Below are 16,043 nucleotides of genomic sequence, written 5' to 3'. Positions count from 1 at the left end.
CCTGCCGAGCAACTCATCTCGGCAGCGACGGAACAGGCCAAATTACGATGATCCCCACACAGTTCTCCTACCCGAAGATGGGGTTGCTGCCGCGGCTCGCAGCCATCGGCTGTGCCGTTGCACTTGCCGGCTGCAATCTGCAGGCCGAGGAGGAAGCAAAGCCACCGCGTCAGCCAACGGAAGTTGGGATTGTGACGGCGATGACAGAAGACGTGCCGCTCGTGAACGAGCTTGCAGGTCGCACATCCCCGTTCGAGACTTCTGAGGTCAGGCCCCAGGTGTCAGGGATCATCGAGGCTCGCTCGTTTACCGAGGGTGCTTTCGTCAAGAAGGGCGACACGCTTTACCAGATCGATGCAAGCCTGTTCGAAGCCTCGGTTGCGGAGGCACGCGCCAATCTCGAAAGCGCACGGGCGGGCGAAGACAACGCGCGGATCGAATTCGAACGTTTAAAGCCCCTGGCGCAAAAGGGAGCGGTTAGCGAGCAGGCGTTTACGGATGCCACTGCAGCGCTCCGGTCTGCCACTGCGGCCGTCGCGCAGAACAATGCGAAGCTTCAGACCGCGGAGATCAACCTGCGCTACAGCAAGGTGACCGCGCCGATCAGCGGCAGGATCGGCCGTTCGCTGGTAACGACAGGTGCGCTCGTGTCGGCACAGCAGACGCAGGCCTTGGCGACCATCCAGCGCCTCGACCCAATCTTCGTCGATATTCAGCAATCCTCGACCGCGCTTTTAAAGCTGCGAGATGCGATGGCCTCGAGCGAATTGTCCAAGGACACGGCCGAGGTGCGTTTGAAACTGGAAGACGGGCAGGAATATCCGCTTCCGGGCAAACTCCAGTTTACCGATGTCACCGTCAATCCGTCGACCGGGTCTGTCACACTTCGCGCCGAGTTTCCGAACCCCGACGCCATCCTCCTGCCAGGCATGTATGTCCGCGCAGTTCTCTCACAGACTCAGGCGAAGGATGCGATCCTCGTGCCGCAGCAGAGCGTGACGAGGAGCCCTACGGGAGAGGCAAGCGCGCTCGTGGTCGGCGACGGAGATACCGTCCAGCGGCGAGCACTCCAGGTCGCTCAGGCTGTCGGCAATCGCTGGCTCGTAACCGAAGGCCTTGCTCCTGGAGACCGGGTCATCGTTGAAGGCGTCTCCAAGGTCAAACCCGACGACAAGGTCAAGATTGTCGACGTGGGTAAGAAGCAGACCGCAGAAGCAACAGAGAACAAGGCGGTCCCCGCGCTATGATCAGCCGTATCTTTGTCGATCGTCCAATCTTTGCCTGGGTGATCGCGATCGTGATCATGTTGGGTGGTATCGGCTCCATCCTGACGCTTCCGGTCGAGCAGTATCCGGATATCGCGCCGCCGCAGGTGAACATCCGCGCCAATTACACTGGGGCTTCTGCTGCAACGCTTGAAACCAGCGTGACACAGGTGATCGAGCAGCAGCTTACCGGCATCGACGGCCTCATCTACTTCACGTCGACCTCCAGCGCCGAAGGCCAGGTCACGATCGCGGTGACATTCGACAAGGGTACCGATCCTGATATCGCGCAGGTTCAGGTTCAGAACAGAGTGCAGCAGGCTCTCTCTCGCCTGCCCCAGCAGGTGCAGCAGCAAGGTCTCACCGTTACGAAGTCTAACAGTGACTTTTTGCTTGTCGCCGCAGTTTACGACGAAACCGATAAGGCGAAGGATTCCGACATTTCGGACTACATTGCCGCCAATCTCCAGGAGCGGATCGGTCGCCTTCCCGGCGTCGGCGATACCAACCTTTTCGGCTCGCAATACGCGATGCGCATCTGGCTCGACCCGGGTCGTTTGTTTTCATACGGGATGATGCCGTCGGACGTCATCACCGCGATCGAGGCGCAGAATACGCAGGTTGCGGCCGGCCAGATCGGCGCCCAACCCTCCCCCGACACGCAGATGCTGAATGCGATCGTGACCGCCCGTTCGCGCCTGACGACACCGGAGGAGTTCCAGCGGATCGTCATCCGCACGGACGAAAGCGGCGCACGTGTCACCTTGGCGGATGTCGCCCGCGTCGAACTCGGACAGGAAAGCTATACGCGCTTCACCCGTTTCAACCGTCATCCGGCATCCGGCATCGCCGTTCAGCTTGCCCCCGGCGCGGACGCGCTTGAAACGGCCGAGCTGGTGAAAGCGGCTATCGATGGCGAAGCGGCAAACATGCCGGATGGCTACCGCGTCACCTACCCGCGTGACTCCACCGAGTTCATCCGGCTTTCGATCGAGGAAGTGGTGAAGACACTGATCGAGGCGATTGTTCTCGTCATCATCGTCATGTTCGTCTTCCTGCGCAGCTGGCGCGCGACGCTTATTCCAGCACTTGCCGTCCCGGTCGTCGTGCTCGGCACGTTCGGCGTGCTCGCACTGTTCGGATATTCGATCAACACGCTCACCCTATTCGGACTGGTCCTCTCCATCGGTCTTCTGGTCGATGACGCGATCGTCGTCGTCGAAAATGTCGAACGTGTCATGGAGGAGGAGCCGGACTTAAGCCCCCGAGACGCGACGCTTCGCTCGATGGGTGAAATCCAGACGGCGTTGATTGCGATCGCGCTGGTCCTGTCGGCGGTGTTTGTTCCGATGGCATTCTTCGGCGGCTCAACCGGTGTCATTTACCGGCAGTTCTCGGTCACTGTTATCTCCGCAATGGTTCTGTCGGTCGTGGTGGCGCTGGTGCTGACGCCGGCCCTGACCGCAACCCTCATGAAACCACGCGTCAAAGAGAATGCGCCGAAGCGCACTGGTGGTCTGATCCGGCGATTTGGGACGATGTTCGACCGCGGTTACGGCTGGGTTCAAAAGACATATCTCGCGGCCGTCAATATCGCCATCCGCAGGATCTGGCTTTCGATCATCGCCTTTTGTGCGCTAATCGGCGCCGTCGTGTTTCTCTTCCTCCAACTTCCCGGCGGCTTTCTTCCGGTTGAGGATCAGGGTTACGGCGTGGTTCAGTACACGCTTCCGCCGGGCGCAACACGCGTTCGCACGGTCGAGACGGCAGCCGCGATCGAAGACCACTTCCTCGGACCGGAACAGGCGAATATTGCTGGCCTGTTTACGATTTCGGGTTTCCGTTTCAGCGGTTCCGGCCAGAACGTCGGTCAGGGTTTTGTGCAGTTCAAGCCATGGGACGAACGAGTGGGCGAAGAGAACGCGGCCGCCTCGATTGTGGCGCGTGCCACAGCCGCGCTCGGGCGCTCCTTGCGCGACGCCCAGTTCTTTGCGCTGACACCGCCATCGGTGCAGGGACTGGGTCAGTCCAACGGCTTCACCATGCAACTTTTGAACAATGGCGATCTCAGCCTGACGGAGTTCAAGCAGCGGCGCGACCAGCTTCTCGCTGCGGCGACGGCGGATCCGACACTTGCGCGCGTACGTCCGAGCGGACTTGAAGACGTCCCGACGTTACAGATCGACATAGACGACGAAAAGGTCGGCGCACTCGGGATCCAGCAGTCCGATGTCGATGCAACCCTGAGCGCAGCCTGGGGTGGCGTCTATGTCAACGATTTTGTGGACCGTGGGCGCGTGAAGCGGGTCTACGTCCAGGGTGACGCCGCCCACCGCGGCGCTGTCGAGGATCTCGATGGTTGGTATGTGCGCACGGCAAGCGGCGAAATGGCACCTTTCTCTTCGTTTGCCAAGACGAGCTGGTCCCAGGCGCCGACAACGCTGACGCGGTTCAACGGGTTGCAGTCCTATGAAATCCAGGGACAAGCGGGACCGGGCCTAAGCTCCGGTCAGGCAATGGACCGTATGACGGAACTGGCCGCGGACCTGCCGGGGACGTCGGTGGCCTGGAGCAGTCTCTCGTACCAGGAAAGACTGTCCGCCGGACAAGCGCCCATCCTCTACGGGCTGTCGCTTCTCGTCATCTTCTTATGTCTTGCAGCACTTTACGAAAGCTGGTCGATCCCGTTCTCGGTCATGCTCATCATCCCGCTTGGCATCATCGGAGCGGTCTGTGCTGTCACGTTGCGCGGACTGGAGAACGACGTTTACTTCCAGATCGGCCTTCTGACCACGATGGGCCTTTCCGCAAAGAATGCGATCCTGATCGTCGAGTTCGCGGAACAGGCGGAACGGGCCGGCAAGAGCGCTTACGATTCGGCCATGGAAGCCGCCCGCCTGCGGCTAAGACCGATCCTGATGACCAGTCTTGCCTTCATCTTCGGCGTTTTGCCGCTTGCAATTTCGTCCGGCGCGGGTGCACAGAGCCGCATCGCGATCGGTACGGCGGTCATCGGCGGCATGATCACGGCGACGATCCTTGCAACGCTTTACGTCCCGCTGTTTTTCGTGCTCGTACGGCGCATCTTCAGCGGTCGCAAAGCTAAGGCAGAAAATCTGGAGGCCAAGACAGAGACCGCATAGCACCAGCATGTCCGTTATAGGTGTTGCTGTTTTTTTCGCGCGGTCCGGTTAAAACCTCATGATCTACTTCACCAGCGACACTCATTTTGGCGATCCCCGCGTGTTGCGCATCGACCGGCGACCGTTCCCGGACATGGTCGCGCACGACGAGGCACTCATTCAATACTGGAATGATATAGTCGGCGCTGACGACGATGTCTGGCATCTCGGCGATTTCATGTCGGTACGCGGTGGCGATTGCGATGGGCTACTGGCGAAGCTCAACGGCCGCAAACACCTGATCATCGGCAATAACGACCCGGAGACCACGACGTCGGCCAGTGGCTGGACGTCCGTGCAGCACTATCATGAGCTTCATATCGACGATGTCCATCTGATCCTCTGCCACTACGCGTTTCGCACCTGGAACAAGATGGGCAAGAAATCGATCAACCTCCACGGCCACTCGCATGGCCGGCTCAAACCGCTGCCACGGCAGTTTGATGTTGGCGTCGATGCGCAGGGGCTTCGGCCGGTAACGCTGGAGGATGTCGTCAAGAAGAAGGCTGCGCCAAAGATCGCCTCTGTCGTGACACTGGGCGGCGGACATGCAAGCGGATAGAAGAGAGCGGTTTTTGTTGAAGAGGGAATTCCAACTTCTGGGCGCTGGCGCTTTGATGGTCGCGGCTGCCTTTGCCGACCCTGTCGCTGCCGAGACCTCACTTCCGGAACCAACCAAAGAGACGGAGTGCCTCTACGAGCGGCGCGACGGCGACGAAGCGCTCTGCATCGCCAAGGAGACGTTCAACGTCGATCTCTGTCACGCAATCGAACATTTCGCGACAGAACAGAAGATCCCGCCCGCCTTTTTCGCCCGCCTGATATGGCGTGAAAGCCTGTTTCGGCCTGAAGCAGTCAGCCCGAAGGGCGCGCAGGGTATCGCGCAGTTCATGCCGGATACGGCCCGTCTACGCGGTTTGAACAACAGCTTCAACGTTCTCGAAGCGCTTGATGCCTCCGCGACATATCTCGCTGAAATGAGAGGTAAGTTCGGCAATTTCGGTCTCTCGGCGGCCGCTTACAATGCCGGCGAAGCACGGCTGCAGAGGTTCCTCACCTCGGGAAGCCTGCCGATGGAGACGCGGGACTACGTCTTCGCGATTACAGGCTATCCCGCGGAAGTCTGGAGAGACAATGCTCCGGCGGTTGCCGCACCCGATCTGGACCCTCAAAAACCGTTTAAGGACGCCTGCGTCGCGCTGGCGGACACTCGTCGCATCAACGATCCGGTTCTCGGTGCGTCAGCCGACTGGGCGCCCTGGGGTGTCCAGCTCGCCGCGCATTATAACCCTGGCGTTGCCGGCCGGCTATTTGCCGCCTCGGCTGCGAAACTGCCCTCGCCGCTTAATGCCGAACGCGCACTTATTGTGCGCCAGCGCGGCGGAAATTTCGGTCGTCGTCCGCGATACGCAGCCCGCATCGGTGAGGAAAGCCGGGCCGCTGCAGTCAAGCTTTGCAATGAAATCAAAGCCCACGGCGTTTCCTGCACGGTTCTCAAGAACCGCTGAACCGTTGACCCTGTATGTGGACGTCGACACCGTTTCCTGAGAAATCGTCGGCGGGCCTTACTCGAATTCCATGATCAGTTCATCAACCGCGAGGCTCTGGCCGGGCAATGCTGTCACCCGCTTCACCACGCCACGACGTTCCGCCTTCAGGACATTTTCCATCTTCATCGCCTCGACAGTCGCCAGCGTCTGACCTGCTTCGACCTGATCGCCCACGCCGACCGTGACCGAGGTGATGACACCGGGCATCGGGCAGAGCAGCATTCGCGACATATCCGGCGGGACCTTGACCGGCATCAGGCGTGCAAGCTGCGCAACACGCGGTGAACGCACCCGCGCCCTGACATCCATACCGCGCCCACGTAGCCGGATGGCCGATCCGATCAGATCGATTTTCACTTCGGCAACTCTGTCACCGATGGTAAAACTGGCAAGTCGCTTGCCGGGCAGCCAGTCCGAAGAGATCGCGAAGCGACTGCCATCTGCAAATACGACGGCGCTTTCTGCCGATCCGGTCTCGATCGTGACCGTTTCCTCAGCGTCTGCCAGTGCCACGATCCAGTCCTTTGCCGTCACGCGGCCAGCGGTCGCAAGCGTTCCTGAGATCTGCAGCGCCCGCTGCCTGATCATCTGATGCGCAAACGCCGCAATCACAGCCAGCGTCCGCAACGCATCCGCATCGGGATGCACACCGGAAAAGCCATCGGGAAACTCCTCGGCGATATAGGCCGTCGTCAAGTTGCCGGAGCGAAAACGCTCCTGGCTCATGACCGCCGAGAGGAAGGGTAGGTTGTGGCCGATGCCCTCGACCTCAAAACCGTCGAGCGCTGTCGCCATCGCATCGATCGCAGCCGTCCTGTCTTTCGCCCAGGTGCAGAGCTTGGCGACCATCGGGTCGTAGTACATCGAGATCTCGCCACCCTCGAAGACGCCGGTATCGTTGCGCACGATCGTGCCATCGTGCTTGACGCCCTCGACCGGTGGACGGTAGCGGCTGAGCCTGCCGATCGACGGCAGGAAATTGCGATAGGGATCTTCGGCATAGAGCCGGCTTTCGATCGCCCAGCCTTCAAGCTTCACGTCGTCCTGGCTGAGGGCCAGCTTTTCACCGGCCGCGATCCGGATCATCTGTTCGACGAGATCGACGCCGGTAATTAGCTCCGTCACAGGATGCTCGACCTGCAGCCGGGTGTTCATTTCGAGGAAGTAGAATTTCCTGTTGCCGTCGACGATGAATTCGACTGTGCCCGCGGAGAAATAACCAACGGCCTTTGCGAGCAAGACGGCCTGCTCGCCCATCGCTTTCCGGGTCTGCTCATCGAGGAAGGGAGACGGCGCTTCCTCGATAACCTTCTGGTTTCGCCTCTGGATCGAGCATTCGCGCTCCCCGAGATAGAGCGTGGTCCCGTGCTGGTCGCCGAGTACCTGGATCTCGATGTGACGCGGTTGCGTCACGAATTTTTCGATGAAGATGCGATCGTCGCCAAAGGAAGACTTCGCCTCGTTTTTGGATGACTGGAAACCTTCCCGGGCTTCGGCATCGTTCCAGGCGATCCGCATGCCCTTGCCGCCACCGCCGGCAGACGCCTTGATCATGACCGGATAGCCGATCGAGGAGGAAATCTTTACGGCCTCATCGGCATCCGCAATGAGATCCATGTGACCCGGCACGGTCGAAACGCCCGCTTCGGCGGCGATCTTCTTGGACGTGATCTTGTCGCCCATCGCTTCGATCGCCCTGACCGGCGGACCGACGAAGATGATGCCGGCTTTCTCGAGCGCTGCTGCGAACAGGGCGTTTTCCGACAGAAACCCGTATCCAGGGTGGACGGCATCTGCGCCTGTTTTCGCGACGGCATCGAGAATACGGTCGATGACGATATACGACTGGTCGGAAGGTGCTGGACCGATATGAACCGCCTCATCCGCCATCCTCACATGCAGCGCATCACGATCGGCGTCCGAGTAGACGGCGACGGTTGCGATACCCATCCGCTTGGCGGTCCGGATGACCCGGCAGGCAATTTCGCCGCGATTGGCGATCAGGATTTTCTTGATCATGCTTGGAGCCTCACAGCGGGATTGTGTCGTGCTTTTTCCAATGGGTCTGCACCTGCTTGTCGCGCAACGAGGCAAATGCCCTTGCGATACGACGGCGCGACGAATGCGGCATGATCACATCGTCGATAAAGCCACGCTCTGCCGCGATAAACGGGTTGGCGAACCGCTCCTCGTATTCCCGGGTGCGGGCTGCGATCTTGTCCGGATCGTCAAGCTCCGACCTATACAGGATCTCGGTCGCACCTTTAGCGCCCATAACGGCGATTTCAGCCGTCGGCCAGGCATAGTTGATATCGGCGCCGATATGCTTGGACGCCATCACGTCATACGCGCCCCCATATGCCTTGCGGGTTATCAGCGTCACCATTGGCACGGTGGCCTGCGAATAGGCAAACAGCAGCTTTGCGCCGTGCTTGATGACGCCGCCATATTCCTGCGCCGTGCCCGGAAGGAAGCCCGGCACATCGACCAGCGTCAGCAGCGGAATGGAAAACGCATCGCAGAACCGCACGAACCGCGCTGCCTTGCGCGACGAGTCGATATCGAGGCAGCCGGCCAGCACCATCGGCTGGTTGGCAACGATGCCGATCGTCTGGCCTTCCATGCGAATGAAACCGGTGATGATGTTTTTCGCAAAGGCTTCCTGGATCTCGAAGAAGTCGCCTTCATCGGCAAGTGCGGTGATAAGCTCCTTCATGTCGTAGGGCTTGGCCGCGCTATGCGGGATCAGTGTGTCCAGGCGCATCTCCAACCGCGACGGATCGTCATGAACGGGTCGAACCGGTGGCTTCTGGCGATTGTTGAGAGGCAGAAAGTCGAACAGCTGTCTGACCGCTTCCAGCGCTTCCACGTCGTTTTCGAATGCGGCATCCGCGACCGAGGATTTCTGGGTATGGGTCGTGGCGCCCCCCAGTTCTTCGGCGCTCACGATCTCGTTCGTCACGGTCTTCACCACGTCCGGGCCCGTCACGAACATATAGGACGTGTCACGCACCATGAAGATGAAGTCGGTCATGGCAGGCGAATAGACGGCGCCGCCGGCGCATGGTCCCATGATCACCGAGATCTGCGGGATGACGCCGGAAACCTCGGCATTGCGTCGAAACACTTCCGCATAGCCGCCCAGAGATGCGACGCCTTCCTGAATACGAGCGCCGCCGGAATCGTTGAGGCCTATGACCGGAGCTCCGACCTTTACCGCCATATCCATGATCTTGCAGATCTTCTGGGCATGGGTTTCGGACAGAGACCCGCCGAGCACTGTGAAATCCTGGCTGAAGACATAGACCTGGCGCCCGTTGATGGTGCCCCAGCCGGTCACGACACCGTCGCCGGCCACCTTCTGTGTCTCCATGCCGAAATCCGTGCAGCGATGGGTGACATACATGTCGAACTCCTCGAAGGAGCCCTCGTCCAGCAGGACCTCTATCCGCTCGCGCGCCGTCAGCTTGCCCTTCGCGTGCTGGGCGTCGATCCGTCTTTGGCCCCCTCCGAGACGCGCCTCAGCCCTGCGTTGTTCCAGCTGTTCGATTATCTGCAGCATGCGTTGTCGTCTCCCATCCCCTCGTTCCCGTGCCCCAGCTAAGTCTGATGCGACAGCGGCGCGCCTTATGCCTTCGCGATCAAAGATGAAGCTGCGGCTTCGTCTAGAACTATTGCTAACCGCTTGCCGGAGATGACGCCAGCCCCTCCGATAGGCTGACGTCCGCATCCATTTCAAGTTCCCCCGCCCTCGCGGAAGCGGACAATCTGGCAGCTCAGCGAAGCATATATCGGCGCCAGGGATGCTCTTCGCGGAAGCCTAAAACTTCGCGGGCCTTGCGGTTCGAGAGCGGCGCTTCATCCCGACCCATCTCGCGCCAGACCGGCGTATCCGGACAATATTTGGCGAGGAATTCGGCGGTTGGCAGCTCGGCGGTGATCGTGTCGTTGCCTGCGTTGAAGACCTGATAGCCAAGCCCGTCTTTCTCCAGGCAGAGATGGACGATCTGACCAAGGTCGCGCGCGTCGATGTAGCTCCACGCATTGCGTTTTCGCGACATAGGCTGTTCAAGGAAATCTGCGAAATTGTCGTATTCGTCAGGCTCGATCACGTTTCCGATGCGCAGAGCATAGACGTCGGCTCCGTAGCGCATGGCAAAGGCGCGAGCGGTTTTTTCGTTGACGACTTTCGACAATCCGTAGCTGTCCATCGGATCGCTGTCGTAATCTTCTTCCAGCGGAAACGCGTGGAAATTCTTGTCACCTTCGGCAAAGCAGACGCCGTAGGTCGTCTCGCTTGAAGCAATCACGACTTTGCGTACGCCGAGCTTCATGGCGGCTTCCAGCACGTTATAGGTGCCCATGACATTGGCTTCGAATGTTTTGTTATCAGGCTCGATCAGCACGCGTGGAACGGCTGCGAAATGGACGACCGCATCGGGTGCCGATGGTGGTGCGCCGTCTTCGAAGCCGGAGAATCCGAAATGCGTCGTCAACGCATTGAAGACCTGGCCGCTGTCGGTGATATCCGTGATCAGCGTATTCACGCCGGGCATATCGAGCGGTTTCAGATCGACATTCAGGACCGAGTATCCCTTCGCCAGAAGATACGATACCGCATGCTTGCCGGCTTTTCCGGTGCCGCCAGTGAAAACGATCCGCTTTGTCATGTTTCTGTTCCCTTCCCATATGTGAGCCATAACCGCCATGCCGGGCGGTCATGGTAGTCCGCGGCAACGTGATCGTCACGCCCCTCCGCGCAGCCTTACGTCGCAGCCGGCCAATCGTTGGCGGGTTCCTCGACAACAGCCTTGTCGCTGGCGCGATCAGGCTCATCGGTTTTCGGAAGCCGCAGATCGACCCCTGTCTTTGCTACGACATCGAGCACATCGCTCTGGGATGCTCCAGCTGCAACGTATTCGTCGACGAGTGCCTCAACCTTCTGGCGAAGTTCGTTTGTCCAATGGCCTTCCATCACTCAGCTCCTTTTTTAAGATCGTCTAACAACTCTATCCATACAGGTGCATGGTCGCTCGTGTGGGCCCAGCCCCGAACATGCGTGTCGACCTCGGCTCGCGAGAGGTCGTCTGCGAGACCTGGGCTCAACAGGAAATGGTCGAGGCGAAGTCCTGCGTTTCGCCCATACGCATTCCGGATGTAGTCCCAGAAGGTGTAGATGCGCTCGTCAGCATGTAACCTGCGAATGGCATCCGTCCAGCCCTGCGCGAGAAGCTCCCTGAATGCATTGCGAACTTCGGCCCGGAACAACGCATCATCTGCCCATCGCTCAGGCTTATAGACGTCGAGTTCGGTCGGTATGATGTTGTAATCACCCGCGATGATGACCGGAACGTCTAATTCTATCAGCTCGGCGGCATAGTCCTGCAGTCGCGAAAGCCACGCGAGCTTGTAATCGAATTTCGGGCCGGGTGAAGGATTACCATTCGGAAGATAGACGTTGCCGATGAGGATACCGTTCACAAGGGCTTCGATATATCGGCTTTGGACATCGTCAGGATCGCCAGGGAGGCCCTTTCGAGTCAGCAACGGCTCTTCGCCGCGCGCTAGAATCGCCACGCCATTCCAGGATTTCTGCCCGTGCCACACGGCGCCGTAACCGGCTGCTTCAATGGCTTTGATGGGAAACTTTTGATCAGGCGCTTTGAGCTCCTGCAGACACACGACATCAGGCTGCGACTCCTCCAGCCACTGGAGGAGTCTATCGATCCGCCCGTTGATGCCGTTTACGTTGTAGCTGGCTATTTTCACGCGTATTGTACCCGAGTGCGACTATCGAGTTCGCGGCCCAGCCAAAATTTGCGGTGCTGCGTGTTGGTTTTGACAAAGCACAAGTTGACAGATCGATGCCGCCTTGCGCAGTCGCCGGCAATTGCCCGGCATAGAGAAAGGGCGGCCATGAAGACCGCCCTTTCAGAATACGGATCAGACCGGAGTGTTTGTGCGGTAGCGACCGCGCTCGGCGTCGATCTGGTCCTGTGTGTAAGGATCGGCCTTGTCGTCGAACTGCGACCAGCCATCATTGGTGTAGGCTGTGCGACGCTCGTTGAGATCGACGGAACGCGAACGGGTCAGGATCGCTTCCGAAGCGACTGCCTTGTCGTCATCGACCTTGGCAACGACGAGCGAACCGCCGCGGCGTACGCCTTCAGCGTAAAGGTGGGCATCCTTTTCGGACACGCCGGATTCGATCATGGCACCAACGATGCCACCAGCTGCGCCACCAGCGACTGCGCCGGCAACTGCACCGACAGCCGTTGCTGCAAGCCAGCCCGCTGCTACAACCGGGCCAACGCCTGGGATTGCGAGCATGCCGAGACCGGCCAGAAGACCACCGGCGCCACCAGCGACGGCACCGATGCCAGCGCCTGTGCCCGCGCCTTCAGCAGCGTTGCTGCCCTGACCTTCGATATCTTCTTTGCCGTTCTTGTGCGACACGATGCTGATGTCGTCGGAGGACACGCCAGCATCTTCGAGAGCCTTCACCGCGGCGCGGGCGTCATCGTAGCTGTCGTAAAGTCCAGTAATGGTACGCATGGGAATTTCCTCTTCGTATTCGTTATTGTTGTTGGGACGATCAGGCTTACTTCGCCATCACCACATTGCCCTGGAAGTCCAGCGCCACGTTGCCGTGCTTGCCGTCCTTGGTACCCATGGCGCGCCAGATGCCCTGGTCGTCCAGCTTGAGACCGGAGACTTCCGCGTAACCGGCTTCTTCGATTCTCGATTTTGCCTGCGCCTCTGTGAAGCTGTTCTTGCCAGCAACCGGTGCGGCCGGATTGGTTTCGCCGGAGGTGCTCACCGCTGGTGTCGTCTCGGTCGTCTTAGGCTCTGTCTGAGCCAGAACGGCGGATGCCGAAAGAAGGACTGCAGCGAGGCCAAAGCTAAGTTTTTTCATGGTGTTCCTCCAAGTTCTGCATTCACTTTCGAATGCGCGGAGGACAACCCGTGGAGCCGGATTTTGTTCCGTCGAGATTAGGCACGGCGGATCAAGCAAGGACGCGCATCCGCGTTCACCCACGATACGAACACGGTTGCCCCCGCTCTCACCAGTTGGTGAAAGAGCCGTCATCGCGGCGCAGGTGCGGCGGCTCGGTGTATTCAAAGCTCGACGCCTGGAGCAGCGATTCATTGACCTCAACACCGAGACCCGGCTCGTCCGGCACACGGTAGAAGGCTCCGTCCATCCCGATCTGCTTCGGGTAGGTTGCGGGGTCACCGAAACCCAGCTGCTCTGTCGGTGAGTTGCGGCATTCCAGCCACGCGAAGTTGGCGACGGCTGCGGCAAGGTGGACGGAGGCCGCCGTGCAGACGGCGCCAAGCGGCGCATGCGGCATGAGGTCGACGTAATGCGCCTCGCACCAACCGGCAATCTTCATCGCTTCGGTGAAACCGCCCACATTACAGATGTCGATGCGGCAGAACTGCAGGAGGTCACGTTCGACATAGGGAAGGAATTGCCATTTTGAGGAAAACTCCTCGCCGATGGCAAACGGTATCTCCGTCATTCTGCGCAGTGCTTCATAGGCACCGGGCGTCTCGTCGCGGATCGGTTCCTCGATTAAATCCAGAGTGCCCCGCGGCAGCTTTTGACAAAACGAGGCGGCCTCGGCGACGCTGAGGCGATGATGGTACTCGACGCCAAGCGTTATCTCATGACCCACGGCCTCGCGCACCCGCGTGACCCACTCGGCCGTCGTCGCGATCGACTCGCGCGGTTCGAAACGATCGCTATTTTCCTGGCCGGTGGCGATCATCCGGATGCACCGCCATCCCTGGTCTTTCAAAAGCAGCGCCTGCTCCACCATCTCTGGTCCCGGTTCGGCAGAGGTTGTCGCGAAGGCCGGCACCCGGTCGCGCTGCCGGCCTCCGAGCAACTGGTAGACGGGCACTCCGAGAGCCTTGCCCTTGATATCGTGAAAGGCGATGTCGAGGGCAGAGATCGCCGCCGTCAACACCCGGCCGCCCTCAAAATACTGGCTTCGATACATCTCCTGCCACAGCGCGCCGCAATGCATCGGATCGCGACCCATCAGAAACCGGCTGTAGTGATCGATCGCCCCGAGAACCGCCTTCTCTCGATATGACAGGCCCGACTCGCCCCAACCATAAATCCCCTCCTCCGTTTCCACCTTGAGAAGCAGTTGGTTGCGAACACCGAGTTTGGTGACATAGGGCTTTATCGCCGAGATTTTCATGAGAGCCGAGCCATGCTTGTCGGAGATCGGGTGGACTGAGCGTCAGGCAACCATCAGCGCGCCGCCCAGTTTGCACCACGTCTGAAGATCGTCTTCATCTGCGGCACGTCGAATTCCTTCGCCACATGGCCAAGCGACGAATAGAAGACGCGCCCTTTGCCGTATTTGCGCTTCCAGACGACAGGCATGACAACGCCGTCGATCCAGTAGGCGTGATCGCCATTGAACGTGGTCGTTGCCAGAACCTCGTTCGAGGGATCCACGTGCATGTAATATTGCTCGGACGTGTATGGGAAATCACTGATGCCCTGCATCAACTCGTCGTCCGGGCGGGTCACATTGACGGTGTAGTCGATGATGTTGCCGGGATGGGCCACCCACTGGCCGCCGATGATGAACTGGTATTCCACGCATTCGCGAAACGCGTCACCGGCGCCGCCATGGTAGCCGGCGATGCCGACACCGTTTTCCACGGCGGACGCGAGGTTCTTTGCCTCCTCCTTCTCGATCTTCGACATGGTCATGATCGGGACGATCAGGGACAGGTCGTGAATGGAAGGATCTGCAAACGCTTCCGTCGTGTTTTCGAGATAGACCTTGAAACCATCCTCCTGAAGAATGTCCCTTATGACATGAGCGCATTCCTGCGGTTCATGCCCGCTCCAGCCACCCCATACGATCAAAGCTTCGCGCATATCAGTCTCCTCCAGTGTGGTGTCAGCGGGCGATCTGCCCGTCTATCAAGGATTGCGAAAGCGGCGCCGGCCGCTCGGGCTTGGTGGTGATGTCAACGGTCTGCCCCTTGTCCGCCGCGGTGCCGAAGGCTTCCATGACCTCAAGGACATGCAGAGCCAGGTCGCCGCTTGCCCGATGAGGGCGGTCGGACAGGATGGCATGCGCCATGTCGGCAACGCCGAGCGACCGGTAATTGCCATCCGCATAGGGTTCCGTCGTCGGCTGCAGCTCGAAGCTGGCGCCTTTCTTCAGCAGCTGAATGTCGCCGCCAAAATGGTTCGGATCGGGGACGATCAGCGTTCCCTCGGTACCGTAGACTTCGAGCGGCACATGCTTGTGGCCCGCGACATCGAAGCTCATGCTGATCTGCACCACGGCGCCGTTTTCGAAGGCCATGACGCTCGAAACATGCGTCGGAATATGCACGGGGATCTTCTGCCCGTTGCGCGGTTCGCTGGTGATGGTGCGCTCATTGCGCGGAGTGACCGCAAAGCCTGCAACTTTGGCGACCGGCCCCAGAAGATTGACGAGGTCGGTGATGTAGTAAGGTCCCATATCGAGCATCGGCCCGCCGCCGGCTTCATAGTAGAAGTCCGGATTGGGATGCCAACGTTCGTGGCCGGGGCACATGAAGGTGGCGGTTCCGCCGACCGGCGTTCCCAGCACGCCCGTATCGATGATCGAGCGGGCCGTCTGGTGCGAACCGCCAAGAAAGGTATCCGGCGCTGCGCCGATCCGGAGACCAGTCGACTTCGCGGTCTCCGCGAGCTTCTTGCCTTCTGCAAAGGTAATGCCGAGAGGCTTTTCGGAGTAGGTATGCTTGCCATGCGCAAGGGCGCGAAGACCGACCTCCACATGCGCCTTGGGCACGGTGAGGTTGACGATCAGCTGGATCTCCGGATCGCCGAGCAACTCATCGATGCTGCGGGCCGAAAGGTTGAACTCGCCCGCGCGCTGCTCCGCCAGACCGTGATTGAGATCCGCGATGCCGCGGATGTCGAGCACCGGGAAAGATGCCATCGCTTTCAGATAGGCTGACGATATGTTGCCGCATCCGATGATGCCGATGCCGAGTTTTTGCATAGTCTCCTCCCA

The 16,043-nt window shown here is 59.8% G+C and carries 14 protein-coding genes; 4 read left to right on the top strand and 10 right to left on the bottom strand.

Features of this window, described 5'->3' with window-relative positions; translation table 11 throughout:
- Positions 1 to 47 precede the first annotated feature (47 nt).
- From IFT59_RS14590 to IFT59_RS14575, 4 genes are read left to right on the top strand one after another with little or no spacing between them, the layout of a single operon-like run.
- Entirely contained in the window at positions 48 to 1,247 is a 1,200-nt protein-coding gene (locus IFT59_RS14590; RefSeq protein ID WP_197978116.1) for an efflux RND transporter periplasmic adaptor subunit, read from the top strand.
- On the top strand, positions 1,244 to 4,408 hold the full coding sequence (locus IFT59_RS14585; protein WP_197978115.1) for an efflux RND transporter permease subunit: 3,165 nt from the start codon (positions 1,244 to 1,246) through the stop codon (positions 4,406 to 4,408). Before IFT59_RS14590 ends, IFT59_RS14585 begins: the two co-directional genes overlap by 4 nt.
- Positions 4,409 to 4,466: 58 nt before the next feature.
- The gene (locus tag IFT59_RS14580; RefSeq protein WP_062578026.1) at positions 4,467 to 5,009 is read left to right on the top strand and encodes a metallophosphoesterase family protein; all 543 of its coding nucleotides are present in this window, start codon (positions 4,467 to 4,469) and stop codon (positions 5,007 to 5,009) included.
- 55 nt (positions 5,010 to 5,064) lie between these two features.
- A complete protein-coding gene (locus tag IFT59_RS14575) occupies positions 5,065 to 5,955 on the top strand; it encodes a lytic transglycosylase domain-containing protein (RefSeq protein WP_062578028.1) in 891 nt (296 codons plus the stop codon).
- Between the two features lie 57 nt (positions 5,956 to 6,012).
- On the opposite strand, the gene IFT59_RS14570 is transcribed toward IFT59_RS14575, so the two are convergent.
- From IFT59_RS14570 to IFT59_RS14525, 10 genes are all read right to left on the bottom strand, one after another.
- A complete protein-coding gene (locus IFT59_RS14570; protein WP_192087328.1) occupies positions 6,013 to 8,016 on the bottom strand; it encodes an acetyl-CoA carboxylase biotin carboxylase subunit in 2,004 nt (667 codons plus the stop codon).
- A gap of 10 nt (positions 8,017 to 8,026) precedes the next feature.
- A complete protein-coding gene (locus tag IFT59_RS14565) occupies positions 8,027 to 9,559 on the bottom strand; it encodes an acyl-CoA carboxylase subunit beta (protein WP_192087327.1) in 1,533 nt (510 codons plus the stop codon).
- 214 nt (positions 9,560 to 9,773) lie between these two features.
- A complete protein-coding gene (locus tag IFT59_RS14560) occupies positions 9,774 to 10,667 on the bottom strand; it encodes an NAD-dependent epimerase/dehydratase family protein (protein WP_192087326.1) in 894 nt (297 codons plus the stop codon).
- Between the two features lie 95 nt (positions 10,668 to 10,762).
- Complete coding sequence (locus IFT59_RS14555) at positions 10,763 to 10,972, bottom strand: hypothetical protein (RefSeq protein WP_113165411.1); 210 nt, start codon at positions 10,970 to 10,972, stop codon at positions 10,763 to 10,765.
- On the bottom strand, positions 10,972 to 11,766 hold the full coding sequence (xth, locus tag IFT59_RS14550) for an exodeoxyribonuclease III (RefSeq protein ID WP_192087325.1): 795 nt from the start codon (positions 11,764 to 11,766) through the stop codon (positions 10,972 to 10,974). Before xth ends, IFT59_RS14555 begins: the two co-directional genes overlap by 1 nt.
- 174 nt (positions 11,767 to 11,940) lie before the next feature.
- Positions 11,941 to 12,552: a general stress protein gene (locus IFT59_RS14545; protein ID WP_192087324.1), complete on the bottom strand. Its 612-nt coding sequence runs from the start codon at positions 12,550 to 12,552 to the stop codon at positions 11,941 to 11,943.
- A 46-nt stretch (positions 12,553 to 12,598) separates the two neighbouring features.
- The gene (locus IFT59_RS14540) at positions 12,599 to 12,913 is read right to left on the bottom strand and encodes a hypothetical protein (protein ID WP_062459650.1); all 315 of its coding nucleotides are present in this window, start codon (positions 12,911 to 12,913) and stop codon (positions 12,599 to 12,601) included.
- A gap of 148 nt (positions 12,914 to 13,061) precedes the next feature.
- Entirely contained in the window at positions 13,062 to 14,213 is a 1,152-nt protein-coding gene (locus IFT59_RS14535; RefSeq protein ID WP_192087323.1) for a mandelate racemase/muconate lactonizing enzyme family protein, read from the bottom strand.
- A gap of 53 nt (positions 14,214 to 14,266) precedes the next feature.
- The gene (locus IFT59_RS14530; RefSeq protein WP_062459644.1) at positions 14,267 to 14,908 is read right to left on the bottom strand and encodes a ThuA domain-containing protein; all 642 of its coding nucleotides are present in this window, start codon (positions 14,906 to 14,908) and stop codon (positions 14,267 to 14,269) included.
- Positions 14,909 to 14,930: 22 nt separating this feature from the next.
- The gene (locus IFT59_RS14525; protein WP_192087322.1) at positions 14,931 to 16,031 is read right to left on the bottom strand and encodes a Gfo/Idh/MocA family protein; all 1,101 of its coding nucleotides are present in this window, start codon (positions 16,029 to 16,031) and stop codon (positions 14,931 to 14,933) included.
- Positions 16,032 to 16,043 lie beyond the last annotated feature (12 nt).

Source organism: Rhizobium sp. CFBP 8752 (assembly GCF_014842035.1).
In the GTDB taxonomy this organism is placed as follows: domain Bacteria; phylum Pseudomonadota; class Alphaproteobacteria; order Rhizobiales; family Rhizobiaceae; genus Neorhizobium; species Neorhizobium soli.
Note: the sequence above shows the minus strand (reverse complement) of the source record. Positions and strands in the feature narration are given on the sequence as shown.

Bases quoted from the DNA above. Each gene is read 5' to 3' on its own strand.
- IFT59_RS14590 (WP_197978116.1), top strand. From the start codon at position 48: ATGATCCCCACACAGTTCTCCTACCCGAAGATGGGGTTGCTGCCGCGG.
- IFT59_RS14585 (WP_197978115.1), top strand. From the start codon at position 1,244: ATGATCAGCCGTATCTTTGTCGATCGTCCAATCTTTGCCTGGGTGATC.
- IFT59_RS14580 (WP_062578026.1), top strand. From the start codon at position 4,467: ATGATCTACTTCACCAGCGACACTCATTTTGGCGATCCCCGCGTGTTG.
- IFT59_RS14575 (WP_062578028.1), top strand. From the start codon at position 5,065: ATGGTCGCGGCTGCCTTTGCCGACCCTGTCGCTGCCGAGACCTCACTT.
- IFT59_RS14570 (WP_192087328.1), bottom strand. From the start codon at position 8,016: ATGATCAAGAAAATCCTGATCGCCAATCGCGGCGAAATTGCCTGCCGG.
- IFT59_RS14565 (WP_192087327.1), bottom strand. From the start codon at position 9,559: ATGCTGCAGATAATCGAACAGCTGGAACAACGCAGGGCTGAGGCGCGT.
- IFT59_RS14560 (WP_192087326.1), bottom strand. From the start codon at position 10,667: ATGACAAAGCGGATCGTTTTCACTGGCGGCACCGGAAAAGCCGGCAAG.
- IFT59_RS14555 (WP_113165411.1), bottom strand. From the start codon at position 10,972: ATGGAAGGCCATTGGACAAACGAACTTCGCCAGAAGGTTGAGGCACTC.
- IFT59_RS14545 (WP_192087324.1), bottom strand. From the start codon at position 12,552: ATGCGTACCATTACTGGACTTTACGACAGCTACGATGACGCCCGCGCC.
- IFT59_RS14540 (WP_062459650.1), bottom strand. From the start codon at position 12,913: ATGAAAAAACTTAGCTTTGGCCTCGCTGCAGTCCTTCTTTCGGCATCC.
- IFT59_RS14535 (WP_192087323.1), bottom strand. From the start codon at position 14,213: ATGAAAATCTCGGCGATAAAGCCCTATGTCACCAAACTCGGTGTTCGC.
- IFT59_RS14530 (WP_062459644.1), bottom strand. From the start codon at position 14,908: ATGCGCGAAGCTTTGATCGTATGGGGTGGCTGGAGCGGGCATGAACCG.
- IFT59_RS14525 (WP_192087322.1), bottom strand. From the start codon at position 16,031: ATGCAAAAACTCGGCATCGGCATCATCGGATGCGGCAACATATCGTCA.